Raw genomic sequence first — 26,779 nt, forward strand, 5'->3', positions numbered from 1 at the left:
GACCACCTCTATTCTTCTGCCAGCCAGGTTTTGAGTACCTGGGCCGCGGTTTCCGGATTTTCATTAATAATTCGATCAATCTCTTCCCTTATCTTTCTTCTTTCTTTTTCTTCCGGACTCAAGCCGGTATCTATCAAGTCTTCCACCCTTATTTCCTCTTGTATCAGCGTATCAATACCAGCCTCTTCTTCTGCTTCTTGCTCAGCCCGCCTTCTCTCTCGGCGCTGCATCAACCACCAGGCCAGGAGAATTATGAGGACGACAAGAAACGCTAATAACCACGGGGTAAGAGGGGAGCGCATTATTTGATCCATTGTTCCCCCGGGAGCTTCCGCCTGGGGTTCGGTATAAAAATCAACAAAAGCCACTGATATGTTATCTTCCAGGCGAACACTCTCGTCTTTCCGGTTTTCCCTCAGACCACAAGCAGTGGCTACTATATTGCGGATGGTAGCTATTTTTTCTTCTTCTGTTTCACCCAATTTCAAGGGCTCGGTTGCTTTACTGTTGACCAGTACCGCAACTGTCAAATAGTCGTATTTGACATCCCCCTGGGCAACTTTGGTTACTTTCTCGGTCTTGTTTATTTCATAATTCCTAATCTTGCTGCTCTTGTCATAGGTAGACACTCCCTCGGCAGCGTCAACTTCCTGGTATTGAGGAATATTGGTGTCGGTTCCGGGTACACCTACAACGGGCTGGGTGGTATCGGTTCCGGATTCCTTTTTAATCTCTTCGCTCCTTACGAAAGGACCCGCATCATCATGGGAATAGAGCTCATCTTTCTGCTCTTTATTATCAAAATCCAATTCCGCATTAACCCGGACAACCGAATTGTTTTGGCCCAGGCTCTTATCCAGCATACTCTGTATGGCATCCTGTTTTTCCTTTTCGTACTGCCTCTTCATAGCCATCTGCCATTTTACCGTCTCACTGATATCACCATCCGCGGTGGGCAGGTTTTCCGATACCAGGTTCCCGTGCTGGTCAACAATTACTACATTTTCAGGAGTTAGCTTATCCACACTGTTGGCTACCAGGTTAATTATTCCCTGAATCTCCTTGGGAGTAAGTTTCTCTTCCTCTCTGGTATTAACTACTACCGAAGCCTTGGGCAACTCTTCATTATCGGAAAACAGCGTTGGCTCAGGCAAAGCCAGATTGACTTTGGCTGCTTTCACTTTATCCAGGCTTTGTATGCTGCGGGCCAATTCTCCCTGCAAAGCTACCTGGTATTTAACTTTTTTATCGGTTTGGGTTTCCCCGAATTTACTTTCCTGAAATAATTCAAAACCTGTCTCCCCCCGGGGAAGGTTTTCGCTGGCCAAAGTAAGGCGGGTTTTATCCTTTAAAGCAGGAGGAACCAGTATGGTGGTGCCACTGTCTTCCAGTTTATATGGCACTTTATCTTCATCCAGCCTAGCCATTATCTGAGAAGCATCCTTCTTATCCAATTCGGTATATAGTACTTCATAAGCTGTACCCTGGGAACTACTAATCACCAGAAATACCACCGCCGCCAGGATGAGTAATAACCCTCCACCAGCAAGAACCTTCTGATTCAGGCTCATGTTCTGCCAGAAGCTGTTTACTCGCCCAGCTGTTTCTTTGAGCTTTTCTACAAAACTTTCCATAATCCAACTCCCCAACAGCAGCTACATCTGCATACGCATTAATTCCTGATAAGCCTCCATCAGCTTGTTCCTTACTTCTACCGTCAATTGCAAGGCCAGATTAGCTTTCTCATAGGCCAGAATGGTATTATGCAGGTAGCTCTCGTCACCCAGGGCCAGTTTTTCCGCACTTGATGCCGCTTCTTTTTGCAGCTCATCCACCTCCTGCAGAGCTTCCTTCAGATAGTTAAAAAAACCAGTTTCTTTACTTCCCACTGAATTTTGCACTGCTGGGGGTTGGCCCAGGTTAATACCTGTCAGCGGAATGTTATCCAGGGCACCCAACTTCATTTAGCATCCCCCTATCTTCCAATATCCAAAGCTCTCATGGCCATACTCTTGGCAGCTTCTATCACCTGCGCATTAGCCTCATAGGCCCGGGCAGCAGATATCATATTTATCATCTCTTCAACAATATTAACATTAGGATAGTTTACATAACCTTCATTATCCGCTTCCGGATGCGATGGATCATAAACCCGGCGGTAAGGTGCTTCGTTTTCATTTATCTCCCGGATCTGCTTGACTCTTACCCCTGAATTAGCAGCATTGAAGGCCTGGCTCTTTTCTTCTAGAAGCTTCTGAAAACGTTTTTTAGGAACTGTGGCATTACGGGCTTCAAAGACCACCACCTGCCGGCGATAGGGACCGGGTCGATTGTCCACCCGGGTGGTTTCCACATTGGCCATATTACTGGCTATGGTATCCATGCGCAAGCGTTGAGCCGTAAGGCCTGACGCACTGATATCTATACTATTCAAGAATCCCAATATCAACTACCCCCTTCCGGTAATAGCCATGCGCAACAAACGAATCTCGTTGCTCATACTCCGGCTGACTGCGTCATAATTAATGCTGTTCTTTTTCATTTTGGCCATCTCATTATCAATATCCACATTGTTCTCGTCATTGCGAAAAGTAAGATCCTCCAGAACCCGGACCTCGGGCTCCAAATCCGGGATACTCCCTTCCATTTGGATATGCCGGGAATTGGTTAGATTTAGCCCTAGCTGAACGGTAGTTCCTTCCAGGGCCTTTTTCATTTTCTCCTCAAAAATAACTTCTCTTCTTTTAAATCCAGGAGTATCAACATTGGCAATATTGTCAGCGATAACATCGTTGCGCAAAGTGCCAACATCCATAGCTTGGTTAAGCAAAATATGCGTCTTCGATTCCAGAATCTTTTCCAGCATACCCTCACCCCTAACAAAATTTGCCCATCTTCTATAACTTCTACCTAAATACGATATTTCCTTCCCTGTCCTTGCTATAAATTGCCTATTTAACAAAAAAAACGACTAACCTCACGGTTAGTCCCAGGACTATGGTCTTTTTTTTGACAATTCTCGACATATCTTAAGCATGATTCCTTAATTCTTCAAACAGGTAGTCATTTAAAACCTTGATATAAGTTCCTTTCATTCCCAATGAACGGGACTCAATTACCCCGGCGCTTTCAAATTTGCGCAGAGCGCTTACAATCACCGAACGGGTAATTCCCACCTTGTCTGCAATCCGGCTGGCTACCAGCAGCCCCTCTTTTCCCTTGAGCTCGGCAATAATGTGGTCTATAGCTTCTTTTTCTGAATAGGAGAGGGTAGCCAGGGCAATTTGCACTGAGGCTTTTTTCCGTGCTTCTTCCTCAATCCTTTCGGTTCTGATACGCATTATCTCATTGGCCATCACCATGGCGCCATATTCGATTAAAACAATATCTTCTTCCGTAAATTTAACTTTATCTCTCATAAAAATCAGGGTGCCAATCCTTCTGGCACCACCAAAAACCGGGGTAATGGACCAGATTCGCGCTGAACAACTGCAGTTGACATTATCCGGGTTAAAAAGGCATTTGCGCCCATCCTTTAGGATTATGTTGGTTTGGGTTTCGTAAATGTTTAGCAATTCCTGGTTAAAACTCTCCGGAAAACGCTCCGCATGCTTAATCAACTGCTGTATCTCCTGGCATATAGCCCCTTCGGTAAAAGCATAACCTCCTATTTGCCCCCTCCTGCCCACAATAAAAACTGTACATTCCAGGTTCCTGCATAGTACATCAGCTATCTCGAAAAAGTTTACCGGGTGACCCGCAATTTTTTGGAGAATTTTATTGATGGCTCTGGATTTTTCCAATAGACTTTTTGACATGCAACAACCTCCTTCAAATAGATAATTACAACCCCCATGGCCGGGGGCAGACAACAAGCGATGAAATAAAAGTTAACCGGGCCGCAACCAGCAAAAAAAAGTTAGTGGGCGCTTGAATGATTCCGCTGCAAAAAGTAATAATTATGCATTTGCTTGCATAAATATTCCGCTCCAGCGTCCTTAATAGCGACCGAAGGGAGCATCAGTTGTGCCCGACAGGGCGCTACGCATGGGCAACACCAACGGCTCGACTTGCAACTCAAGGGGTACCGCGCCAATCTCCCGTCCATGGGAGGCAACCTTAATAGTGACACCCGTAGGGTGGAACACTAGGCGTACCCGAAGGGTGAAGGGTGTAGCATCCATGCTTCGCCAACGCTCGCTTTGCATATTTATGCAACCCTATGCAACAAAAAGGGGTTTTTGCAGTAGAACCTTGAATATAATAAGATGTAGTTGGGAATACCCCTTCTAGTCATCGTTCTAAAGACCCTTCCGCCCTCCGTCTTCCGTCCTCCGCTTTCCGTCTTTCGACGACCAACGCCTGACGGCCGATGACTGATAAACCCCTCACTCCTTACTCAAAAATACTCCTATAAGATATAGCGGCTAAGGTCCTCATCTTCAACTATACGGTCCAGTCTCTCGGCAACATAATCTATATCAATAATCAGCTCCTCCCCCGCCATGTCAGGGGAATTAAAGAGCAGGTCTTCCAAGAGCTTCTCCATCACCGTATGCAAGCGGCGGGCCCCTATGTCCTCGGTCCGAGAATTAACCTCATAAGCCCTTTCCGCAATATAATCGATAGCTTCCGGGGTGAAATCCATCGTCAGTTTTTCCGTAGACAACAAAGCTATATATTGTTTAATGAGAGAATTGTTAGGCTCCGTAAGTATCCTCTTCAAATCCTCTTTTTTCAGGCTTTCCAACTCTACCCGGATGGGAAACCTCCCTTGCAATTCAGGAATCAGATCCGAGGGTTTGGACACATGAAAAGCTCCCGCCGCAATAAACAAAACATGATCGGTCCGAGCCGGTCCATATTTGGTTATCACCGTTGATCCCTCTACAATAGGCAGTATGTCCCTCTGAACTCCGCCTCGGGATACATCAGGGCCGTAATTGCTCTCTTTGCTGGCAATTTTGTCTATTTCATCCAGGAAAATAATACCATCCTCTTCGGCCCGTTTGATACCTTCACGGTGAATCTCGTCCATATCGAGCAAACGCTGGCTTTCTTCATAGGTTAAAATCCTTCGGGCTTCAGCAATGCTTACTTTTCTTTTTTTCTTATTACGGGGCATAAGGTTTCCTAGCATATCTTGCAGGTTAATACCCATCTCCTCCACCCCTGAACCGGAAAATATCTCCATGAAAGATGGGTTTTTCTCTTCCACCTCAATTTCAATAATTTCGTCCTCCAACTCCAAACGATTAATCTTTTGCCTGAGGATTTCTCTTCTTTGGCCGATTTCTCTCCGGCGGCGCTCGCTATCATCATCTGCCTCGTCTCTTTCCTGCATTGAACCCAGAAGAAGTTCGAAGGGGTTTTTAGGACTCTTGCTCTTCCTTCCATCGAAAGGCAGCAATATATCAACTATCCTCTCTTCGGCCATCTGTCGGCCTTTTTGTTCTACGGCAGCCATCTTTTCCTGCTTTACCAGGCGAATTGAAGTCTCCACCAGATCACGAACCATGGAATCAACATCCCGGCCAACATATCCCACTTCGGTAAACTTACTGGCTTCTACTTTGATAAAGGGAGCCTTTACCAGCCGGGCTAGGCGCCGGGCAATTTCGGTCTTTCCTACTCCGGTCGAACCAATCATTATAATGTTCTTTGGGTAGATTTCCTCCCGGAGTTCATCGGCAAGCAATTTCCTGCGATAGCGGTTGCGCAAAGCTATAGCCACCGCTTTCTTAGCCTCTTGCTGACCAATAATATATTTATCCAATTCTTCGACGATTTCCCGTGGAGTGAGCTTAAACAATATGAACTCCCCTTTTATGGCTATTTTTCAATTACTTCAACTGAAATCTGCTCATTGGTATAGACACAGATACCAGAAGCTATTTTTAAGGATTCAACAGCAATTTCCCGGGCATTAAGCTCGCTGAAAGCATTCAAGGCCCGAGCTGCGGCCAAAGCATAGGCTCCCCCTGAGCCAATAGCCGCTATTCCATCATCAGGTTCTATTAATTCGCCGCTGCCGGAAACAATAAAAATCTTCTCCGCATCTGCTACGATCAAGAGGGCTTCAAGGCGGCGAAGAATTCGGTCTGAGCGCCATTCCCTGGCGATTTCCACCGCTGCTTTACTGAGGTTGCCCCCAGCCTGTTTGAGCTTTTCTTCGAATTTGGCAAAAAGGGTGAAGGCATCAGCTACCGCCCCGGCGAAACCGGCTATTACCTTTCCCTCATAGAGCCTTCTTATCTTTGTTGCATTTTGTTTCATTATGGTATTCTGACCCAGGGTTACCTGCCCATCGCCAGCTATAGCGGTCTGCTGGCCCTTTCTAACCGCAATTATGGTGGTTGCTTGAAACATTATTCTACCTCCGTGGATGAGTTTGTTGGTGTATATCTTTTATCTTCTCTCGGCTTAGATGAGTATATATCTGGGTGGTTGACAATTTAACATGGCCCAATAATTCCTGAACGGAGCGGAGATCAGCACCATTGTTCAGCAAATGAGTGGCAAAGGAATGCCGCAGGGTATGGGGGCTAACTTTTTGATTTATGGCTATAGTTTCCACATATTTGTTTATGATATTGCGGATACTCCTCGTGCTCAGGCGCTGACCGTTTTTGTTGAGAAATAAAGCTGGAGATGCTTGGCCCTTGGCTTCCAGGTAAACTCTTCCCTGCTGCAGATAGAGAAGTAATGCCTCTCTAGCCTTGCTTCCCAAGGGTACAATTCTTTCTTTACCGCCCTTGCCCAGCACCTTTATATAGTCTTCGCCAAAATCAATATCAGGCTTATCAAGATTTGTAAGTTCGCTCACCCGCAGCCCGGAAGCATAGAGCGTTTCAAGAATAGCCCGGTCTCTTTTGCCGGCTGCCATAGATAGGTCGGGTGCGTTCATCAGCAACTCCATCTCCCTAGTATAAAGAAACCTGGGTAACTTCCTCTCCTGTTTGGGTGTAGAAACAGCGGTTATAGGATTGTCTGCCAGTATATTTTCCCGGCATAAAAACTTGATGAAGGATCTGAGAGCTGCCAGCTTTCGGGCCATAGTAGCACGAGATAAACCCTTTTCCTGCATTTGGGCCAGATACTTTCTAACACTATTGTGGTTAATTAACTCGACACCGACTTCCTCTGGATTTATCCCTTTCTTTTGGGATAGAAAAGCAAAAAACTGCGATAAGTCGGTCTTATAACTGGAGAGGGTAAAGTTGGAAGCACTTTTTTCCACTCGCATATGATTAAGAAATGCTTCGATATATTGAAAAAGCAGGATACTCGCCTCTTTTCTAGAAGCTATAACGAGGTAAAAGATGTCCCCACTCTTTAAGCAGCTGGGTTCCTATTAAGAAATTAAGAAAACTGGCAACGGTTTCTAGTTCCCCACCTCGTTGCAGAGCTGTGTCAAATCGCTCCTTAGTTTCTTCCGATACTTAAAAAAATGCTAGCATAATAACCTTTACTTTACAACTAGTTTAACAAAGATTCTGAAAATTCACCCATTTTATTCAACGCTCGCTCTACATAGGCCAGATACCTTTGGACCTTATCTTTTATGGGCGGTTCCATTGGCGGCAAAAGACCAAAGTTAGCATTCATCGGTTGGAAATCCTGGCAGGAAGAACTGCTGATGAAGTCGAGAAGCGCTCCAATAATGGTAGCTTTATGCGGGGTTAAGAGCGCTTTCCCCTGCAGCTGCCTGGCCGCATTGATTCCCGCTATAATTCCGGTAGCAGCTGACTCCATATAACCTTCAACTCCGGTAATCTGGCCGGCAAAGAAGATTTCCGGCCTCTTTTTACATTGCAGGCTGGGCCATAAAAGCTTCGGACTATTAATGTAGGTATTGCGATGCATAACCCCATAGCGTACAAACTCCGCCTGTTCCAAGCCGGGTATCAAACGAATAATTCGATCCTGTTCCCCCCAGCGCATACGGGTTTGAAAGCCAACCATCCCATAAATTGTCCCGGCTTTATCTTCCTGCCGTAGTTGCAACACGGCATAAGCCCTCTTAGAGCTCCCCGGAATCTCTAAACCCACTGGTCTCATAGGACCATACCTTAATGCATCCTTGCCCCGGCGGGCTAAAACCTCCACCGGCATACAAGCATTAAAAAAAAGGCTCTTGTCAATACTGTGTCCGGCCATAATATCAGCATTTATTAAATTCTCATAAAAGCTTTCATATTCTTCACGATCCAGGGGACAGTTCAGGTAATCCGCACTCCCTTTACCATAACGGGAAGCCCGGAAAATCTTATTCATGTCCAAACTATCCGCGCTAATGCTCGGGGCCACTGCGTCATAGAAAAAGAGGTTTTCCTCTCCGGTAATCCGCCTTAAATCAGCCGCCAAAGCCTCCGAGGTTAGCGGGCCGGAAGCTACAATAGATAATTCCCCTGTCGGCACTCTGTTTACCTCCTCCCGGCATAATTCAATGCTGGGACAGGCAAGAATCGCCTGGCTCACCAACCCGGCAAAAAGCTCCCGGTCTACTGCCAGAGCAGATCCTGCAGGTACCCTGGCTTTTTCCGCACAGCTTAGCAAGAGGGAGCCCAGGATTCTCATTTCTCTTTTTAATAAACCCTGAGCGGTATTGGGCTGATCGGATTTTAGGGAATTACTGCAAACCAGTTCCCCTAAATCTGCCGTTCTATGTACAGCCGTGGCTTTTTGTGGCCGCATTTCCCAGAGCCGGACTCTAATACCCTTTTGTGCCAAATAATACGCTGCCTCACAACCCGCCAATCCTCCACCGATTACATTAACCTGCTGCAAATCAACCCCCCATTTCCACCTTCTGCTTGCAAGCGGGATTCTGGCAAATCTGTGTAGCTTCTTTCTTTTTATTGAACTTTTCTACTATCGCGTCTCCACAATGGGGACAAATTTTCCCCGTTGGTTTATCCCAGGAGCGGAAGTTACACTGGGGATAATTGCTGCAACCATAAAAAGTCCGGCCTTTTTTGCTTTTCAAAGCCACTATAGAGCCCTGGCAAAGAGGGCATTTTAGTCCCAATTCCTGATTTATTGATTGAGTATGGCGGCATTCAGGAAAACCCGAGCAAGCCATGAATTTACCGAATCGACCGTGTTTTATTAGCATCGGCCTGCCACATTGCGGGCATTCTTTACCGGCCTCTTCATCCTTGATCTCAATCTTTTGGGCCAGCTCACGGGCCTTCTCCAGGTCAGAGTGAAACGGCTCATAAAAATCCCTTACCACCTTTTTCCAATCCAGTTTGCCTTCCTCCACCAGATCCAATTCGCCTTCCATCCGGGCGGTAAATTCCAGATCAAGGATATTGGCAAAATGCTCCTTGAGTAAATCCACTACAATAAAGCCCAGTTCTGTGGGAATAAACTGCCGATTCTGCCTTTCCACATAATTACGCTTTAAAATAGTATCGATGGTAGGAGCATAAGTACTGGGACGACCCACATTTTTTTCTTCCAGCAATTTAATTAGACTGGCCTCACTAAAGCGGGGTGGAGGTTGCGTAAAATGCTGCTCCGGCTTTAACTCATGCAGTGCTAGCTCTTCTCCCTTTTTAAGCTCTGGGATATTATTCTTTGGCTCTTCTTCTTCATTATCGTTGTAGACTTTTTTGTAGCCAATAAATTTAAGCTGTGATGAACTGGCTCTGAAACCGTAATCTCCAGCCGAGATGTCTACCGTCAAGCTATCATAGACCGCAGGGGTCATTTGACTGGAAACAAAGCGGTTCCATATTAATTGATATAAGCGATACTGATCCCGGCTTAAAAACGCCTTTACACTCTCCGGGGTCCGCTGGATGGAAGTTGGGCGAATAGCTTCATGGGCATCCTGAGCTGATTTTCTACTCTTATATTCATTGGGTTTAACCGGAACATATTCCGCTCCGAAGGTAGAACTAATAAAGTCCAGGGCTTCCATTTGCGCCGAGCTGGCCACCCGGGTAGAATCAGTTCTGAGATAGGTAATTAATCCTACCGTTCCCTCTTTTCCGATTTCCAATCCTTCATATAATTCCTGGGCTACCCGCATAGTACGGTTGGAAAAGAAATTAAGTCTTCGGGAAGCTTCCTGCTGCAGTGTACTGGTAATGAACGGGGGGTTGGGGTTCTTGCGTTTTTCCTTTCTTTCCACTTTGAGCACAGTGAAGCTGACACCTTGAAGGTATTCTCCTATAGCTGCAACTTCTTTTTCATTGTTGATTTCGATTTTCTTCCCCTGGCAGCTGGCCAGGCGAGCAGTAAATTGGCTATTCTTGCTCCTGGCAGCATCAAAAATGGCATCTATGGTCCAATATTCCTGGGGAATAAAGTTCTTTATTTCCTCTTCCCGATCACAGATTAATTTTAAAGCCACTGATTGCACCCTGCCCGCACTCAGGCCCTTGCGAATCTTACTCCAAAGCAAAGGGCTCAGGTTGTAGCCTACCAGGCGGTCCAAAACCCGGCGGGCCTGCTGGGCATTCACCCGGCTTAAATCCACCGGGCGCGAATTTTTAATGGCCTTTTTTACCGCCTCACGGGTAATCTCATGGAATTCAATCCGGCAATTCTCCTCCGGCGGAATTTTCATGGCATTCTGCAGATGCCAGGCTATAGCTTCTCCTTCACGGTCAGGGTCGGTAGCCAGTAAAACGCGACCGGCTTTTTGTGATTCGTCCTTAATCTCCTTCAGGATGTCTCCTTTGCCCCGAATAGTAATATACTGGGGTTCAAAATCATTCTCCACATCGACTCCCAATTTGCTCTTGGGCAAGTCGCGAACATGCCCCACCGATGCTTTTATTTTATAGCCCTTGCCCAGAAATTTTCCTAAGGTTCTGGCTTTGGCCGCCGATTCCACAATAAGCAGTGTATTTCCTGCCAAAAATAATCACCTCTCCATAATTTAAAAGTGAGTAGTGAACTCACTTTTCACCGGTAGTTGTGGCCCCTGGCTATAAGGGGTTCCACTGCAAAAATTAATACATACTGTATAGTCATACTTTAACATAGTAATTGCCCGGCAAAGACTTTACTATGCCTGCCAATTCCAGTTTTAATAAAAGGCGGCTGAGTTCCCCTATGCTAAAACCGGTACTGGCTATTATATCATCAAAAAGCAGGGGGTCTTCAGCCAGGCAGTTTACAACGACTTTTTCCTGCTCATCCAGAAAAAGCAATTGCTCCTGCAGCGGAAGCTCTTTTTCCGGTATTGTGATATCATAATACTCCTCAATAATATCTTCAACCCCTGTAATCAATTTGGCCCCTTGTTTGATTAGATTATTAGCCCCCATACTGCTTTCCCGGTTAATCGGCCCGGGAACGGCAAAAACATCCCTTCCCTGCTCCAAAGCATAATCTGCTGTAATCAAAGCCCCACTTTTGGCCCGGGCTTCGACCACAACCACCCCCCGGCTTATACCGGATATTATGCGGTTGCGCATGGGAAAATTCCCCGGTTCAGGGTTGGTGTCCAGGGGAAACTCGCTGATAACCACTCCTTGCTCAATTATTTCATGAAATAAGCGCTTATTGCTCCGGGGGTAAATAATATTAAGACCGCTCCCCAATACTGCTATGGTTTTGCCCCCGGCATCAAGAGCTCCACGATGAGCTTCCGTGTCAATCCCCCGGGCCATGCCACTTACCACACTTATCCCCCGTGCAGCCAGTTGGCGGACCAGTTTCCTGGCTGTAGTCCGGCCATAATCACTGGCCGCCCGGGAGCCAACAACAGCCAGACAGATTTTTTCAATACAATCCATATTACCCTGAAAATAAAGCAGCATCGGTGGATTATAAATATTTCCTAAACTTGATGGATAGGAGGATTCCTCAAAACTCACCGGGTTAATCCCCTCATTCTCCAGCCGCTCCAAATAGAATAATATACTACTATGCTGGCGCTGGGAAATAATAGCCTGAGCTATTTCGCTATTGAGCAGCGCATACAAGCGAGATGAATCCGATTTCAGGCAGTTTTCAAAACTGCCAAAACTATCTTTTATTTTCCAAAGGCTTCTGCTGCCTATTCCTTTAATGGCATGAAGAAAACACAAAGCTGCTTTTTCCGTTCTTATCATAATCTGCTCCTAATTTATGGACATCCATCAGACAACAGCTATGGGAAAAAATCCTAAAGCCATTGATAACATAAAAATACGTTCTTGGCAAGAGTATATCCCGGCTGCTTCTTGTTTCCAAGACTAAGAAAAGCACTGTTGTCGCAGAATAATCACTATTACAGTGGAGTGATAATAAACATTTCTATTTTTTCCAAGCAACCGTGGGATTATTTACTGTCTTAGAAGCTTTCTTAGGCGGGAAAAATAGCAATGAAGGTTAATAATTTAAGGGAGGTTTTATTCATGTTGGCTGATCTAATGGATAGAAGAAATTCATTTGCCAAGAAGCTTATGCGCCAGGACAAAGTTGATCCGGGAACCTTTAGTTTTATGGAGCCAGGTTGGTGGGCATTGCATGCTGTCTCTATCGCTGGAGTCTATATGCTGGGCCATAATCTGGCCAAAAGCATTCAGCATCAACACAATTATGATGAGTAAAACAGGGAACTATGAGAATCCAGAAATCAGTTCTGGAAAAACCTTTATGCGGAAGGAAGAAATAAATGATGAGGGAGTCTTTGCAGAAACCTGGCTTCCGCTAGGAGATCACAAGGAAATCGATCTTTGGCATCTATTGAAGCAAAATCGCATAAGAATCTAAACAAATAGGGGGATGGTTAAGTGAAAGCCGTCCCCTTATTTGCATCCTGAAAATGCAAAACTTTTTATTATCGAATGACCAAAGATATCATAGCTTTTTATGGCCATGCGATACTCCTTTTGTTTAGGTAATAGAATACTTAACTGCAGCGGTAAAGGCAGATTATAATCAGGCTTTTCTCTAATAACTTGTAATTGCGAAGAAAAACAGCCATCATAATCCCAATCCAGTTCCCAAAAATCAAGGCAGGAGACAAAATTCCGATTTTCAAAAGGAAAAAGAGGAGAATCATAGCGGGAAATCCCTAACTTGACCATAGCCTGCTTCTCATCATAAGAACAAACTTCTGGTACTATTAAATCCAATATTCCTTGTTTTTGCCCTTCACTGCCTTCATCGATCAATTCTGTTATCTGAAAGGGACGAGCCTTTTTTCTGAGCAAACGATAACGGCTGCTTTGTATGGCTAATTTGCTGCTATCACAAGATATCCAGGATCTGTTCATTTCTTCACAGGCTTCGGCCGTAGTTCCGGAGCCAGCATAAAAGTCGGCTGCCAAATCCCCAGGATTAGAAGCGGATGCTATTATTCTTTTTAATAAAGCTAACGGTTTTTGAGTAGGAAATTTCAAGTTCTCTCGGGCAGTAGGGCTAAGTATCTTATTTATATCTACCCACCAATCCTGCAAAAGCGCGCCTTCTTTATGCAATTTATATTTCTTGCCCTTAACCCTGGTAAGTCCCCTCTGCAAGGTTCCTTCGGTATACGGCCGGTACTGGGGGTTAAAAGTATAATCTTTTCCTTTGCCATACCATAGAATCTGGTCATGTTTACGATGAAAATGCCTCCTGGTTCCACTTCCTCCCCCATAACACCAGATAATCTCATTGATAAAATTATCACTGGAAAAAACCTCGTCCAGCAATATTTTGACATAATGGCTGCTGTGCCAATCCAGGTGGACAAAGATGCTCCCCTGCTCCGAAAGCAGCATTTTCATAAGCTTCAATCGCTTATAGATCTGCTGCAGGTAGGAAACTAAATCTTCATCCCGATCCTTAAAGGCCAATCTTTCTATAAAATATTTTTGACCCTGATGTTCTACGCTTATCCGGGAATTATAGTTGCTATTGCTTAGATAAGGCGGGTCAATGTATATGAGGTCTATTTTCCCCGCAAAGCCTTGCTGCAATAAGAGATTAAGAACAGCCAAATTATCCCCTTGGTACATGCGATTCAATGAAGCTGGTTCCAACTGTGGCACATTATCCAGCCTTTCACCAAACAAATTATTGCTCTGAAACAAAGGGTGGGGATAAACCACTTCTACCCTGCTGCCATATTCAAGCGGTCTTTCTATAAGCTCATTCTCTTTACCTTCCCATACCAACCTTACCCCGGAAAGAGATTCCATCTCAATGTCCCCTTCTAGCTATTGTAACCCCTTTTGTTGCATAAGGGTTGCATAAATATACAAAGCGAGCGTTGGCGGGCGGTATATTTATGCAAACATATATCATAGCAACTTCATTCTATCATAGAAAAAGCCCTGCGGCTGCAGGACTCTTTAAATAATCTGCTTTAACTGTGGTTCTACTGCAAAAACCCCTTTTTGTTGCATAGGGTTGCATAAATATGCAAAGCGAGCGTTGGCGAAGCATGGATGCTTCACCCTGCGGGTACTCCTGATGTTCCATCCTGCGGATGTCACTATTAAGGTTGCACCGGCGAAGACGAGCAGGCGAAAGGGGGCGAGCGACAGGATGTCGCGAGAGCGCCTCACCCTTCGGGTACGCCTAGTGTTCCACCCTACGGGTGTCACTATTAAGGTTGCCTCCCATGGACGGGAGATTGGCGCGGTACCCCTTGAGCCGTGAGACAAGCCGTTGGTGTTGCCCATGCGTAGCGCCCTGTCGGGCACAACTGATGCTCCCTGCGGTCGCTATTAAGGACGCTGGAGCGGAATATTTATGCAAGCAAATGCATAATTATTACTTTTTGCAGCGGAATCAACTCTAATACCGACCAAGTAATAGCTTCTCTGCTCAGGCTGAGCAAAGCTTTGAACAATGCCTAGCGCGACACTACATTTATGCGGATAAGGTTGTTAGGAGTGAAGGCTTGTTCGGCATCATAATACCAGCCTGCGATGGGTACTAAAAGTGACAAAATCATAGCCACCAGGAAAATCACCAGTATCTTGCTTCTCATAGCCTTTATTACCTCCTTAAACATATTTTCGCAGTTGTTTTAATGCTGCTTTTTCCAGGCGGGAAACCTGAGCCTGTGAGATACCGATTTCTTCCGCCACCTCCATCTGGGTTTTACCAGCAAAGAATCGCAATGACACTATATGTTTTTCCCTATCATTCAGCTTCTTCATGGCTTCTTTTATCGATATTTCTTCCAGCCATTGCTCATCCCCGCTCCGTTCATCACTGAGCTGATCCATTACCAAAATGGGATCGCCCCCGTCATTATATATTGGTTCGAATAAGGATACCGGTTCCTGTATTGCATCCAAAGCAAATACCACTTCTTCCCGGCTGACATCAAGGTGTTGCGCTATTTGGCTTACCGTAGGCTCAGCCGAGTTATCATTGATGAGTTTTTCTCTTACCTGTAAAGCCTTGTAGGCAATATCGCGCAATGATCTTGATACCCTAACGGCATTATTGTCCCGCAGATATCGTCTTATTTCTCCGATAATCATCGGTACCGCGTAGGTAGAGAAGCGTACATTCTGGCTTAAGTCGAAATTATCTATTGATTTAATTAAACCTATGCAGCCCACTTGAAAAAGATCATCGACATACTCGCCTCTATTAGTGAACCTTTGAATAACACTTAAAACCAATCTAAGGTTACCCTGAATTAATTTTTCTCTGGCCTGGGTCTTGCCCTGATGCATTTCTGTAAAGAGTATCTTCATCTCTTCGTTTTTCAGAACCGGGAGCTTGGATGTATTTACGCCACAGATTTCAACCTTGTTGATTTAAATGCACCCCTTCCCCTTTTCTTTATATCTTTATGCCTGCAAAAGCTATCTCGGAAATTAAGAAGAAAAGCTTTGGCTGGCATCATATCTTTAATAGAATTATTTACCCGCTTGGGCAATATTATTCTATTTCCAAAATTTAAAGCAGATATAATTCAAGAAAATAAGATGGGGAAAGTTGTATAAGGGTTACATTCACTCCTCACTTTTTTATTAATCATTGGTTCTACTGCAAAAACCCCTTTTTGTTGCATAAGGGTTGCATAAATATGCAAAGCGAGCGTTGGCGAAGCATGGATGCTTCACCCTTCACCCTTCGGGTACGCCTAGTGTTCCACCCTACGGGTGTCACTATTAAGGTTGCCTCCTATGGACGGGAGATTGGCGCGGCACCCCTTGAGCCGCGAGACGAGCCGGTGGTGTTGCTCATGCGTAGCGCCCTGTCGGGCACAACTGATGCTCCCTGCGGTCGCTATTAAGGACGCTGGAGCGGAATATTTATGCAAGCAAATGCATAATTATTACTTTTTGCAGCGGAATCATCATTCAATTTTGCGAATTTCCCTTTGCAGCCTTTTCAAAATCCGTTTTTCCAGGCGAGAAATATAAGATTGGGAAATTCCTAAAATATCGGCAACCTCCTTCTGCGTTTTCTCATCTCCATCTGCCAAGCCAAAACGAAGCTGAATAATAGTCTTTTCCCGGTTATTAAGTTTGTGCATGGCTTTCCACAAAAGACTTTTTTCCACTTCACTTTCAATTTGTTTATAAATCATATCATTCTCGGTGCCCAGGACATCTGAAAGCAAAAGTTCGTTGCCATCCCAATCCACATTTAAAGGTTCATCCAGGGATATTTCCACCCTATTTTTTATATTCCGGCGAAGATACATCAGTATTTCATTTTCAATACAACGGGAGGCATAAGTGGCCAGTTTAATATTTTTCTTGGGTTCAAAAGTATTAACCGCTTTAATCAGTCCAATAGTGCCAATGGAAACCAGATCCTCAATGTTTATCCCCGTGTTCTCAAATTTTTTGGCAATATATACTACCAACCTCAGATTATGCTCAATCAGGGTTGCCTTTACCGACATAATTCCCTGATCCAGTTGGGAAATCAAAGCCATCTCTTCTTGTTCACGCAGTGGTGCCGGAAGAACTTCAGTTGAACCAATATAATGAATAAATCGAGGCAGCTTCTTCTTAAGGTATAGCTTGATAAAATATAAACGCCAATTCCTTAGTTTCTCAAAAATATCCATCTTCCCATCCTCCTAAGCATTCTCAATTATTTCGGCAGGGATCAAAAACTGGTACTCTCCCTGGGAACTCAGTTTTTCCCGGTATATTCCCACCACCATATTTTGGTGGAATACAGCTTTGCTGCCATTGTTAACCACTATCTCATCCGCACGCACGCCCAGCAGGATGCCATTCTTTTTACCAATGGAGGAAAAAGGAATCAAACGCAAGCGGTTGGCCCAGCTGCAAGCACCCAGAACATCCAGCATGGCACTTTCATCCTGCTTGATTTCCAGCACTTCTCTTAGATCCTCCGGCAGGCAGTCTTTGAGAAACTGGTATTCCGCCACTATCACCGGACGATTGGTAATAGGATCGCGCAGGTTGTTGCCAGTGTCCAAAAAACCTTTACCCTGGCAATAATAATTATTAAACCTTAATTCAACATCAAAGCGAAGCAAGGCGGGGAGAACTTGCCTTAATAAATATTTTTGTCCAAATATTCCGATAGCAAGAGCGGTTAATATTCCCCCTGGCAGCCATAAGTACCACAAATTAGCCCCTGATTGCTTATCCGTAAGCAGATATGAAATGGCAATGCTGGCTCCAGCCACGATAAAATTTATAGCATAAAAATACAGGAAAGCCTTTCTAAATTCGGCCCAGTTTTGCGGGTACAAGGCGATAATAATCATGAGGCAGGAAAATAGAATCTTGAAGGGCAACGAGAACCAGTATTCCATCCCGGAAATTAGATAGGCCAGAGCATATATTCCCCCAAGAAAGGAAGCAAGAACAATACGCTTATATACCACCTGGCTGCCGGTCAATCTAGCTGTGGCCCAGAGTATACAAAAATCCATTATAAAGTTTATTGCGAAACTAAGGTCTGCATAAACCTCGGGAATAGCCATTAATTACCCCTCCAGATCTTTGGATAAGGGGCAGGATAATATTCCAGGATAAGACGAAACTTGGCCGCATTCTCTCCAAATATAGTAATAATAAAGAGATATACGCCATGTAATTCATATGCCTGCCAGAATAATAAATACCTACCATATTATAACAGCATAGGCCTGGTGCATTATGTTGTAATTCAAGGCAGTAAGATAGTTTTAATACTATATAAATAGCAAAAAACCGGGATATTATTCCCGGTTTCATTTAAATTCTTCTATTAATTTGGAGAAGAAGGTTATACTGCCTTATACCCCATTCCGTCCTCCGATTTCCGCCTTCCGTCTCCCAACGCCTGACGACCGACGACTGACAACTTATATCAGCTATTTGCGCCTTAAGAAAGGTGGGATTTCCAGGTCATTTTTATCCAAAAAACTGGGAGGCGAATCCAAACCCCTTAATCTAGTTGACTCAGTGCTGCTGCCCTGGGTCCGGGGAACATTAAATCCGGTTGCTATCACGGTAACTCGTACTTCATCATTAAGCTTTTCGTCAATATTGGCCCCAAATATTATATTGGCTTCAACATCTGCTGCCTGGTGAATTATTTCCGCCGCCTCATTTATTTCAAAAAGAGTCAGATCAGTACCCCCGCTGATATTAAATAAGACACCCTTGGCCCCTTCAATCGAGGTTTCCAACAAAGGACTGGAAATAGCTTCGCGTGCTGCTTCTGCTGCCCGGTTTTCCCCCTTGGCCTTCCCAATTCCCATCAGAGCGGAACCGGTATTCTGCATCACCGTCTGTACATCGGCGAAATCACAATTAATCACTCCCGGTACCGCAATAAGGTCCGATATTCCTTGAACTCCCTGCCTTAGTATATCATCCGCTATTTTGAAAGCATCATTAAATGCCGTATGCTTATCCACTACTTGCAGCAGCCGGTCATTGGGAATAGTGATGAGGCTATCCACCGCTTCCCGCAAAGCCTCAATTCCCCGCTCAGCTTGCGAGTTTCTTTTGCGTCCTTCAAAAGTAAATGGCTTGGTAACAACTCCAACCGTTAGAGCACCGAGGTCTTTGGCAATTTTAGCGATTATAGGAGCCCCGCCGGTTCCGGTTCCTCCTCCCATACCAGCAGTTACAAAAACCATATCCGAACCCTGCAAGGCTTTTTTTATCTCATCAGCAGTTTCCTCTGTGGCTTTCATACCTACTTCCGGATCAGCACCTGCCCCCAGCCCCTTGGTAAGCTTCTCCCCCACCTGGATTTTCTTTTCCGCCCGGGAGAGAAACAAGGCCTGAGCGTCAGTGTTTACCGCAATAAACTCCACTCCTTTGAGCCCCGCCTCTATCATCCGATTAATCGCATTATTTCCCCCACCACCAGCACCTATCACCTTAATCTTGGCAAACTGCTGCATCTCTACATCAAAATCCAATGGCATTTAAAAACCTCCTCCACCTTTACCTGAATAATTCTTTAAACCATCTGCTAAGCTGGTCGAAAAGAGCTGCTATACCCCGCTTGTTATCACAATTTATATTTAAATATCGGGATGAATAAATCAATCCACCAAGAATTACCGCATTCTGGGGGCGATTAAAATCAACCGGAATACCTCTTAAGTTTTCGGGAATTCCCAGGCGCGTGGGAATATTGGTGTATTCCTCTATGGTCTTTACCAGACCGGTTAGTTCAGCCTCTCCCCCCGTAACTACGATTCCTCCCGGAATCCGATCCAGGCAGGCAAATTGTTTAAGCTCCGCATAGATCATTTCCACAATTTCCATAACTCGGGCTGATATAATCTCAGCTACCACCTCTTGTGACACCTGCCGGATTTCTTTACCTTGAACATTTTTCACATTTACTATTACATCATTCCTGGCTACCTCAAGGCTGGCCACACCATTTCTTTCTTTGATTCTGCCCGCCTCTTCCAAGGAGGTTCTTAATACAATAGCCAGATCCCGGGTAATATACTCGCCACCAATCGGCAGAACTGAAGTGTAAAGAAGACTACCTGCCTCGAAAAAACTAATCTCGGTGGTCCCTCCACCGATATCAAGCAGTACCACACCCATTTCTTTTTCTGTAGGCAAGAGAACAGCCTCCGCTACCAGCAAAGGATTATATATTATTTTTTCCGTCTGTAAATTAATACGCTGCATACTCCGGTGCATATTCTGAATAGCCGCTGTAGCCGCAACAATTATAGTCGTCTCCAATTCCAGCCTGCTGCCAACCATTGCTATCGGGTCTTTTACCCCATCATAACCATCTACTATATACTGTCTCTCCACCGCTTGCACAATGGTCTTATCAGGCGGCAAAGCAATATTGCAGGCAGATTGCAACACTCTTTGTCTATCATCCTGGGTAATCTCATAACTGGGATTGCCCACAGCCACTACCGCGTGATTATTGATAGCATATACACTGCTCCCGGAAAACCCCAGAAGAGTACTGGCTATATCAACCCCGGTCAATCTTTCCAAATCATTAAGGCAACTATCAATAGACCGGGCTGTGCTTTCAATATCTACGATATTACCCTTGCGCAAACCCAGTGATGGCACATGGGAAACCCCCAGGATATTAATCTCCTGGCCCTGGCTCAGTTCGGCCATCGCTGCCTTAATAAAGCTGGTTCCTACATCCAGAGCTACTACTATGTTTCTATTAATGCCAAGCACCCCTTAGAAAGATTCCTTCTTTCTTAGTACGCCAAACATACGGTTTTTCCCTTTTTTACATGGTGTTTTTATTTAATATTTTTTCAATAGATATCGACGGATTATTCCTAAATTTTGGAATATGCGTACACCGAAAACCACCACCGCTGCCAGGTAAAGCTGAACCCCCAGCCTGTCCCCCAAATAAGCCATGCCAGCTGCCAGGAGAGTATTGACCACAAAACCACTAACAAAGATGGTGGTATCGAAATTATCTTCCATATAAGCTCGAATCCCGCCGAAAACCGCATCCAGGGCGGCAATAACCGCAATGGACATATACTTGGCATAGACCACACTCAGAAAAACCGGTACCTGCATACCGATCAGCAAACCTATCATAAGACAAAAGAGTACTAAGAGCCACATAAATTATTCCGCCTTTTCCTCATATTTAACCGGTTGGGCAAAGGTAAATTTAACACTTCCGCTGTAGGCGGGGATGGTAATTTTCTCAGCCTTTTCTATAGTGGCTTGTATTCCCAGCACTTTCAGGGATTCCATATAACCATTCTTAATCAACATCCCACTTTCCAACATATCCGGATTACCTATAGCCTTAATTACAAAAGGCGGGCCTATCCTATTCCAATTGACCAAAATCAAAGTACCCGCACACCTTATTTCCGATTTTGCCGTAATCCGTTCACCATTGATGGAAATAGCTTCCGCACCTGAGGTCTTTAGTTCATTAACCAGCATTAAAAGATCTGAATCGTGAACCAATGAGAAATTAGGATTGTCACCCGGCTGAAGTTCACGGGGATTATCATTGACCGTTATTATAACACCAGGTCCTTCTACCGCAATAAGCCCGGCACTCATATTAGCATCTTGCAAATCAGCCTGCAAATCGGCCATAGCCTGGTCAGTTTCCCGTACATTTTTGAGTTTTTCGCGCAAAGATAGTACTTCCTCCACCAGGGCATCTCTTTCTTCGCTCACGCTCTGTACCTGTTGCGTCAAGTCCTCGACCCGGGCAGGAACCAGGTTGGCCTGATAACTCTCCGTAGTTTTGAATTGAATCGCCAACATTATACCCAATACCATACAGACAATAGCTATAGAAATTTGAGCACCTTTACTACGCAAAAGAAGCACCCCCTATTCCTGTACATTCCTGGTTTTCAAAACCGGTTGGCCCTTAAATCGCAGGTCAACATATTCTAAAACATCAGTACCTTTCTCATCCAGCTCAGTTTCAATCGCAAATACCTGTTCCACAAATTTAGTTTTTTCCTCTAATCTTTCCAGGTTTCCAAAGTTGACTTCAGTTCCTTTTTGGGTATAAAAAACTATTTCTTTGCTTTTGTTTATATAGTGAAAATCAGAAATGGCTTTCCTGCTCTTAATCGATAATGCATCATAGAGGACTTTAATCATTTTAACCCCCTCCGGCTCCACGGCCTGTCCCAGATTTACCCGGGGAGGAAGATTATCCATGGTAATTAACGGGTAATCAACGAGGGAGTATTTCTGCAACTTATCTATACATATGCTATCTTTATCAATACACAGCAAGACATCATGGTAGGGAACCAGAGCCCAGATTTTTCGTTCCTGCACCTGTACTTCAATTTGCCGGGGGAAGTGCCTTACCAAAGCAGCCTTTTTTATTACCGGGTGAATCTCTATGGCTTTGCTGACAAATTCATCATTTATTTCAAATATGTTTTGTCCCCTGCTAAGACCGGATAGGCGAAGAACTTCATCCTCGGACACTATCTTCAACCCGGTAATGGTAATTTTCTCTATGTTGAAGAAGGAGCTGTGTAAAAAAAGATATAGTGAGACTAATACCAGCAAAATTAAAATGGAGATACCGAAAAATTTACGTGAGATAGCCTTGTTCATTGTCTTCTCCTATCCCCATAATTACTGTGAAGATTATAGCAGAAATTCGCAACAAAATCATTGTATCCCTGTAAAAAAAAAAGAATACGACAGCTTAAAGCATCGTTATATCACGGGGACGTCTCTGTTGATATTATCAGCGGAAACATCTCCGTGATATGTTTCTTCCTTTTCTCTCTTTACATTCTATACTCGGCGTATATCCGCCCCTAATTTCTCCAGCTTTTCATGAATTTTTTCATAACCCCGGTCTATGTGTTCCACCTTGCTTATTATAGTCTCTTCATGGGCAAATAAAGCAGCCAGGATTAACGCAGCACCGGCTCTCAGATCAGTCGCTTCTACTGTAGCTCCTTCCAGGGCCGTTTTCCCTTTAACAATAGCGATACGACCCTCCAGTTTTATATCGGCTCCCATACGCCTGAGTTCCTGAACATGCATATAACGGTTTTCGAAAATGGTTTCAACTATAATACTGGTTCCGGGAATAGCGGCAAATAAGGCCATCATCTGGGGTTGCATATCAGTGGGAAAACCCGGGTAGGGCATGGTTTTAATGTCGGTGGGGCGGTATTTATGGTTTCCTATTACTCTGACCCCGGAACTTTTAGGGATAACATCTACCCCAATCTCTCTCAATTTAGCAATTAAGGGTTGTAGATGCTCCAATACGACATTTTCCAAAAACACCTCACCACGGCTGATGGCTGCAGCCACCATAAAAGTTCCGGCCTCAATACGATCAGGAATTACCCGGTACTCAACCCCATTTAGTCTTTCTACTCCCTCAATATGCACCGTATCCAGACCCGCCCCAGTAATTCTGGCTCCCATACCATTGAGAAAATTTTGCAAATCAGTGATCTCCGGTTCGCGAGCTGCATTTCGTATGGTAGTAATACCAGGAGTAAGGGCTGCTGCCATAATAATGTTTTCCGTAGCCCCCACACTGGGGAAATCAAGCAATATTTCTTTGCCCATTATACCCTGGGCTTTTCCCTCCATAAAGCCATATTCTTCAGTCAATTCATATCCGAGATTTCTTAAACCTTTTAAATGCAGATCCATCGGCCTGACCCCTATGGCACATCCTCCGGGATAAGCTACCCGGGCTCGCTGAAAGCGCCCTAGCAAAGCTCCCATCACCAGGTTGGATGCTCTCATCTTCCGGGAAATGCTTTCCGGGAGCTCATAATTGTTAATAGTCCTGGCATCTATCACCAATACACTGGCTTCTCGTTTCACTTTTGCTCCTAGTATTTCCAAAGCCATAGACATCACATTTATATCTTCCAAATCGGGCACCCCGGATAATACCACTTCACCCATTGACATCAGACTGGCGGCCATAATAGGCAAAGTTGCATTTTTTGAACCACTTATTTCGACCTGGCCTTTTAGCCGCCGTCCTCCTCTGAGCCTCAAACTATTCAAGAAAACACCTCCACCAGGACTAAACCTTCAGGACAGACTCGGGAAGAACCTCAAGCAATTGCAGGCCCAGTTTCCATATGTCACCAGCCCCCATGGTAATAATCAAATCATTCTCCTGGCTTATTTGAAGCAGGTAAGGAATAATCTCTTCTCTCTGGGGGATATATACCGAGTGGCAGCCAATATTTTGGGCAGCCTGGCAAACCACTTCCCCACTAATCCCAGGAATAGCTTCTTCCCCGGCAGAATAAACCTCAGTGATTATCGCCAGGTCAGCATTTATTAAGGCCTCGCCCAATTGACGACCCAACAATTGGGTACGCGAATAACGATGAGGTTGATATACCACAATTACCCTTCCGGAGTGGAAGTTCCTGGCCGCATCAATTGTCGCCCGGATTTCTGTGGGGTGATGAGCATAGTCATCTACTACCGTAACCAAAGCTTTCTGTCCCTGGATTTGAAACCTGCGCCTGGCTCCGTGGAAATTCTTTAAAGCTGATTTTATTGGCTCCATTTCTAGTCCCAGCTCCAGAGCACTGGCTATGGCTGCTAAAGCATTTAAAGCATTGTGTTTTCCCGGAACCGCCAGTTCAAAACGAGCCAGGAACCCCAGATCTCGCTTATAAACATCAAAACGCGAGCCCAAACCAATAGACTCCCAATTCAGAAAATAATAGTCGTTAGATAAGTCTTCTCCATAAAACAACAAGCGTTTGTTTAGCGTTAAATCTTTTACTAAACTACGATTAAAAGCATCTCCTCCATAGAGCATGGCAAAGCCTTCCGGTCTAAGCTGCTCAACAAACTGGCGAAAAGCTTTTCTGATATTATCCACCGACTTGTAATAATCCAGGTGATCATCTTCAACATTGGTTATTAAAGCAATATATGGTCTCAAGTCAAGAAACGAAGCATCACTTTCATCAGCTTCCACCACGAAATAATCTCCTCTTCCCAGTTTGGCGTTCAGCTCGCTTCCCTGCAACTCCCCCCCAACAATAAAGGAAGGGTCGGTTCCGCAATTGGCCAATACCATGTACAACATGGATGTCGTGGTGGTCTTTCCATGAGCCCCGGCAACTGCCACTGCCTTTTTGGCATTGGCCAAATGGGCCAGCATCTGTCCCCGTTTTAATATAGGAATCTTTTTCTCTCTGGCCAACCTTAGCTCAATATTATCTTGAGGCACGGCTGACGATGCGACCAGCAAATCCACCCCTTCCTTAAGATTGGATGAAGAATGACCCTTAAATATCTCGATACCTATTTCTTCAAGCCTTCTGGTAGTATCGTTGACCTGCAGGTCTGAACCACTAACCTTATAACCCTGTTGGGCAAGTACCCTGGCTATACCGCTCATTCCTGCTCCGGCAATTCCTACCATGTGAATCCATTTTCCTGGAGTGAAAGCCATTCCCTCATCTCCTTCTCCAACATCTGTCCCAGTACATTTTATAGTATGCATAATTAATAGAAGTGGTTACATTAAAGCTGCTTGTCCCAGCCGCAAAACCAGCGGTGACTTTGGTTAAAACCCTCGGGAAAGCTCATATTGGTGGATTAGCGGATACGGCGGGAGTAACATTTTTGCCCATGCCTGGCCATAATTACTCAATTGTCTGGCAGTGTTAATATTACATCCAGGATCTCATTCAAGGCATTGGGCCGGCCCTCTTTTGCCATATTCCTTGCCATTTCCTTTAAGCAAACCGGGGTTTTCCTTAGTTCATTAACCTTTTTATAAAGAGTATCCCCATCCAGGAACTCATCAATAACCATTTCCACGGCTTTTTTTGCCAGTAAAGCCCGAGCATTTTTCTCCTGGTGATTTTCCGCCGCATAGGGATAGGGAACCAAAATTGCCGGCAACCCAAGAATAGCCAGCTCAGAAAGGGTGCCGGCTCCCGCCCGGCATACGGCCAAATCAGCCGCCGCCAGGGCTTCCTCAATATTAAACATATAGGGATATAAGTGGAGAAACCGCCTTTTACCAAGTGACAAGCATTCCTCCACCTGCGGTTTAATTTCATTATAGGATGATTCTCCCGTAATCCATATTATTTGCATCTGGCTATCCTGCCAGCGCTCCACCGCTTCCAACATAGCCTGGTTGATAGTCATGGCCCCGCGGCTACCGCCAAAAACCACCAGGGTAAACAGATTAGGCTCAAGCTGCAGCTTTTTTATGCTCTCCGCCCGCTGGACATCCAATATTTCCGACCTAACCGGCAAACCGGTTACTTTCATGGATTTGGCCTTCATATAAGGGGCGGCTTCGGCAAAATTAAGTAAAGCATAATCCACTCTCCGGGCCAGATTCCGGTTGGCCAGCCCGGGAATAGCATTCTGTTCATGTATCACGGTCTTAGACGGGAAAAAAGTAGCCGCTAGTACAACAGGAAAAGAAACATAGCCGCCAGTACCTATCACGATATCAGGTTGAAAATCTTTTATTATATCCCAAGCCTGAAAAAAACTGCGGGGAAATTTCACCAGGGAGCGAGAAGCTTTGAGCATGGAGGAGCGGTCAATTCCTGATATATCGATAGTAGTGAATCTTAGGCCCGCCCGGGGAACAATATTAGACTCCAAACCCTTTTTCGTACCTACATAGAGGATTTCTGCTTCCCCTTGCCTCCCCTTTAAACCGCTGGCTATAGCCAGGGCTGGATATATATGTCCTCCGGTACCTCCCCCGGTAATGATAAACTTCATTTGAACTGCCTGCCTCCTTAACATAAACCAACCAGAAACTAACCCAATGTCACGGGGACGGGGTTGTTGACAACTTCGCCCTTCTGATTTCTGACGTTCGACATCCGACCACCAATAACCCCTCCGCCCTCCGTCTTCCGCCTTCCGGGATGTCACGGGGACGG

Annotated in this window: 25 protein-coding genes; 1 reads left to right on the plus strand and 24 read right to left on the minus strand. The window is 44.9% G+C overall.

What is annotated here, in order from left to right:
* Positions 1-8: 8 nt before the first annotated feature.
* From fliF to dprA, 11 genes are all read right to left on the minus strand, one after another.
* Positions 9-1,634, minus strand: coding sequence for a flagellar basal-body MS-ring/collar protein FliF (fliF, locus tag AWB54_RS06640; protein WP_061213824.1), 1,626 nt, complete (start codon positions 1,632-1,634; stop codon positions 9-11).
* A gap of 21 nt (positions 1,635-1,655) precedes the next feature.
* Positions 1,656-1,964, minus strand: coding sequence for a flagellar hook-basal body complex protein FliE (fliE, locus tag AWB54_RS06645; RefSeq protein ID WP_061213825.1), 309 nt, complete (start codon positions 1,962-1,964; stop codon positions 1,656-1,658).
* An 11-nt stretch (positions 1,965-1,975) separates the two neighbouring features.
* Positions 1,976-2,443, minus strand: coding sequence for a flagellar basal body rod protein FlgC (gene flgC, locus AWB54_RS06650; RefSeq protein ID WP_061213889.1), 468 nt, complete (start codon positions 2,441-2,443; stop codon positions 1,976-1,978).
* Between the two features lie 6 nt (positions 2,444-2,449).
* Positions 2,450-2,866 carry a flagellar basal body rod protein FlgB gene (gene flgB, locus AWB54_RS06655; RefSeq protein ID WP_061213826.1) on the minus strand — a complete coding sequence of 139 codons (417 nt, stop codon included), beginning with the start codon at positions 2,864-2,866 and terminating at the stop codon, positions 2,450-2,452.
* A gap of 163 nt (positions 2,867-3,029) precedes the next feature.
* Complete coding sequence (gene codY / locus AWB54_RS06660; protein WP_061213827.1) at positions 3,030-3,818, minus strand: GTP-sensing pleiotropic transcriptional regulator CodY; 789 nt, start codon at positions 3,816-3,818, stop codon at positions 3,030-3,032.
* Between the two features lie 593 nt (positions 3,819-4,411).
* Positions 4,412-5,812, minus strand: a complete 1,401-nt coding sequence (gene hslU / locus AWB54_RS06665; RefSeq protein ID WP_061213828.1) for an ATP-dependent protease ATPase subunit HslU — start codon at positions 5,810-5,812, stop codon at positions 4,412-4,414.
* 20 nt (positions 5,813-5,832) lie between these two features.
* On the minus strand, positions 5,833-6,369 hold the full coding sequence (gene hslV, locus AWB54_RS06670) for an ATP-dependent protease subunit HslV (protein WP_011640267.1): 537 nt from the start codon (positions 6,367-6,369) through the stop codon (positions 5,833-5,835).
* A 4-nt stretch (positions 6,370-6,373) separates the two neighbouring features.
* Positions 6,374-7,285, minus strand: coding sequence for a tyrosine recombinase XerC (xerC, locus tag AWB54_RS06675; RefSeq protein ID WP_082736062.1), 912 nt, complete (start codon positions 7,283-7,285; stop codon positions 6,374-6,376).
* Positions 7,286-7,479: 194 nt separating this feature from the next.
* Positions 7,480-8,790 carry a methylenetetrahydrofolate--tRNA-(uracil(54)-C(5))-methyltransferase (FADH(2)-oxidizing) TrmFO gene (trmFO, locus tag AWB54_RS06680; protein WP_061213830.1) on the minus strand — a complete coding sequence of 437 codons (1,311 nt, stop codon included), beginning with the start codon at positions 8,788-8,790 and terminating at the stop codon, positions 7,480-7,482.
* A gap of 1 nt (position 8,791) precedes the next feature.
* Entirely contained in the window at positions 8,792-10,876 is a 2,085-nt protein-coding gene (topA, locus tag AWB54_RS06685; protein ID WP_061213831.1) for a type I DNA topoisomerase, read from the minus strand.
* Between the two features lie 112 nt (positions 10,877-10,988).
* Positions 10,989-12,077: a DNA-processing protein DprA gene (dprA, locus tag AWB54_RS06690; RefSeq protein ID WP_061213832.1), complete on the minus strand. Its 1,089-nt coding sequence runs from the start codon at positions 12,075-12,077 to the stop codon at positions 10,989-10,991.
* Between the two features lie 285 nt (positions 12,078-12,362).
* Between dprA and AWB54_RS06695 the strand changes: the two genes are divergently transcribed.
* A complete protein-coding gene (locus AWB54_RS06695; protein ID WP_061213833.1) occupies positions 12,363-12,557 on the plus strand; it encodes a hypothetical protein in 195 nt (64 codons plus the stop codon).
* A gap of 198 nt (positions 12,558-12,755) precedes the next feature.
* On the opposite strand, the gene AWB54_RS06700 is transcribed toward AWB54_RS06695, so the two are convergent.
* The 13 genes from AWB54_RS06700 to murG all read right to left on the minus strand — a co-directional run bounded on the left by AWB54_RS06700 (position 12,756) and on the right by murG (position 26,615).
* Positions 12,756-14,135, minus strand: a complete 1,380-nt coding sequence (locus AWB54_RS06700; protein ID WP_061213834.1) for a DNA methyltransferase — start codon at positions 14,133-14,135, stop codon at positions 12,756-12,758.
* Between the two features lie 659 nt (positions 14,136-14,794).
* Positions 14,795-14,932, minus strand: a complete 138-nt coding sequence (locus AWB54_RS15885) for a hypothetical protein (protein WP_160328916.1) — start codon at positions 14,930-14,932, stop codon at positions 14,795-14,797.
* Positions 14,933-14,948: 16 nt separating this feature from the next.
* Positions 14,949-15,716: an RNA polymerase sporulation sigma factor SigG gene (sigG, locus tag AWB54_RS06705; RefSeq protein WP_061213835.1), complete on the minus strand. Its 768-nt coding sequence runs from the start codon at positions 15,714-15,716 to the stop codon at positions 14,949-14,951.
* A 545-nt stretch (positions 15,717-16,261) separates the two neighbouring features.
* On the minus strand, positions 16,262-16,984 hold the full coding sequence (gene sigE / locus AWB54_RS06715) for an RNA polymerase sporulation sigma factor SigE (RefSeq protein WP_061213837.1): 723 nt from the start codon (positions 16,982-16,984) through the stop codon (positions 16,262-16,264).
* A gap of 12 nt (positions 16,985-16,996) precedes the next feature.
* A complete protein-coding gene (spoIIGA, locus tag AWB54_RS06720) occupies positions 16,997-17,878 on the minus strand; it encodes a sigma-E processing peptidase SpoIIGA (RefSeq protein WP_061213838.1) in 882 nt (293 codons plus the stop codon).
* Positions 17,879-18,250: 372 nt separating this feature from the next.
* The gene (ftsZ, locus tag AWB54_RS06725; protein ID WP_061213839.1) at positions 18,251-19,318 is read right to left on the minus strand and encodes a cell division protein FtsZ; all 1,068 of its coding nucleotides are present in this window, start codon (positions 19,316-19,318) and stop codon (positions 18,251-18,253) included.
* 19 nt (positions 19,319-19,337) lie between these two features.
* The gene (gene ftsA / locus AWB54_RS06730) at positions 19,338-20,570 is read right to left on the minus strand and encodes a cell division protein FtsA (protein WP_061213840.1); all 1,233 of its coding nucleotides are present in this window, start codon (positions 20,568-20,570) and stop codon (positions 19,338-19,340) included.
* Between the two features lie 72 nt (positions 20,571-20,642).
* A complete protein-coding gene (locus AWB54_RS06735; RefSeq protein ID WP_041427380.1) occupies positions 20,643-20,978 on the minus strand; it encodes a small basic family protein in 336 nt (111 codons plus the stop codon).
* A gap of 3 nt (positions 20,979-20,981) precedes the next feature.
* Positions 20,982-21,701: a DUF881 domain-containing protein gene (locus AWB54_RS06740; RefSeq protein WP_061213841.1), complete on the minus strand. Its 720-nt coding sequence runs from the start codon at positions 21,699-21,701 to the stop codon at positions 20,982-20,984.
* A 12-nt stretch (positions 21,702-21,713) separates the two neighbouring features.
* A complete protein-coding gene (locus AWB54_RS06745; RefSeq protein ID WP_061213842.1) occupies positions 21,714-22,463 on the minus strand; it encodes a cell division protein FtsQ/DivIB in 750 nt (249 codons plus the stop codon).
* Positions 22,464-22,649: 186 nt separating this feature from the next.
* Positions 22,650-23,897 (minus strand): UDP-N-acetylglucosamine 1-carboxyvinyltransferase, encoded by a 1,248-nt coding sequence (gene murA, locus AWB54_RS06750; RefSeq protein WP_061213843.1) that lies wholly within the window; start codon positions 23,895-23,897, stop codon positions 22,650-22,652.
* 19 nt (positions 23,898-23,916) lie between these two features.
* On the minus strand, positions 23,917-25,314 hold the full coding sequence (murC, locus tag AWB54_RS06755) for a UDP-N-acetylmuramate--L-alanine ligase (RefSeq protein WP_061213844.1): 1,398 nt from the start codon (positions 25,312-25,314) through the stop codon (positions 23,917-23,919).
* Between the two features lie 197 nt (positions 25,315-25,511).
* Complete coding sequence (gene murG, locus AWB54_RS06760) at positions 25,512-26,615, minus strand: undecaprenyldiphospho-muramoylpentapeptide beta-N-acetylglucosaminyltransferase (RefSeq protein ID WP_061213845.1); 1,104 nt, start codon at positions 26,613-26,615, stop codon at positions 25,512-25,514.
* Between the last annotated feature and the right edge of the window lie 164 nt (positions 26,616-26,779).

It is taken from the genome of Syntrophomonas wolfei subsp. methylbutyratica (assembly GCF_001570625.1).
In the GTDB taxonomy this organism is placed as follows: Bacteria; Bacillota; Syntrophomonadia; order Syntrophomonadales; family Syntrophomonadaceae; genus Syntrophomonas; species Syntrophomonas methylbutyratica.

Coding starts and splice junctions, on each gene's coding strand:
- dprA (WP_061213832.1), bottom strand. CDS start 12,077: ATGATAAGAACGGAAAAAGCAGCTTTGTGTTTTCTTCATGCCATTAAA.
- fliE (WP_061213825.1), bottom strand. CDS start 1,964: ATGAAGTTGGGTGCCCTGGATAACATTCCGCTGACAGGTATTAACCTG.
- flgB (WP_061213826.1), bottom strand. CDS start 2,866: ATGCTGGAAAAGATTCTGGAATCGAAGACGCATATTTTGCTTAACCAA.
- AWB54_RS06695 (WP_061213833.1), top strand. CDS start 12,363: ATGTTGGCTGATCTAATGGATAGAAGAAATTCATTTGCCAAGAAGCTT.
- ftsZ (WP_061213839.1), bottom strand. CDS start 19,318: ATGCCATTGGATTTTGATGTAGAGATGCAGCAGTTTGCCAAGATTAAG.
- spoIIGA (WP_061213838.1), bottom strand. CDS start 17,878: ATGGCTATTCCCGAGGTTTATGCAGACCTTAGTTTCGCAATAAACTTT.
- codY (WP_061213827.1), bottom strand. CDS start 3,818: ATGTCAAAAAGTCTATTGGAAAAATCCAGAGCCATCAATAAAATTCTC.
- murC (WP_061213844.1), bottom strand. CDS start 25,314: ATGGCTTTCACTCCAGGAAAATGGATTCACATGGTAGGAATTGCCGGA.
- hslV (WP_011640267.1), bottom strand. CDS start 6,369: ATGTTTCAAGCAACCACCATAATTGCGGTTAGAAAGGGCCAGCAGACC.
- AWB54_RS06745 (WP_061213842.1), bottom strand. CDS start 22,463: ATGAACAAGGCTATCTCACGTAAATTTTTCGGTATCTCCATTTTAATT.
- sigE (WP_061213837.1), bottom strand. CDS start 16,984: ATGGATATTTTTGAGAAACTAAGGAATTGGCGTTTATATTTTATCAAG.
- AWB54_RS06735 (WP_041427380.1), bottom strand. CDS start 20,978: ATGTGGCTCTTAGTACTCTTTTGTCTTATGATAGGTTTGCTGATCGGT.
- AWB54_RS06700 (WP_061213834.1), bottom strand. CDS start 14,135: ATGGAATCTCTTTCCGGGGTAAGGTTGGTATGGGAAGGTAAAGAGAAT.
- murG (WP_061213845.1), bottom strand. CDS start 26,615: ATGAAGTTTATCATTACCGGGGGAGGTACCGGAGGACATATATATCCA.
- fliF (WP_061213824.1), bottom strand. CDS start 1,634: ATGGAAAGTTTTGTAGAAAAGCTCAAAGAAACAGCTGGGCGAGTAAAC.
- AWB54_RS15885 (WP_160328916.1), bottom strand. CDS start 14,932: ATGAGAAGCAAGATACTGGTGATTTTCCTGGTGGCTATGATTTTGTCA.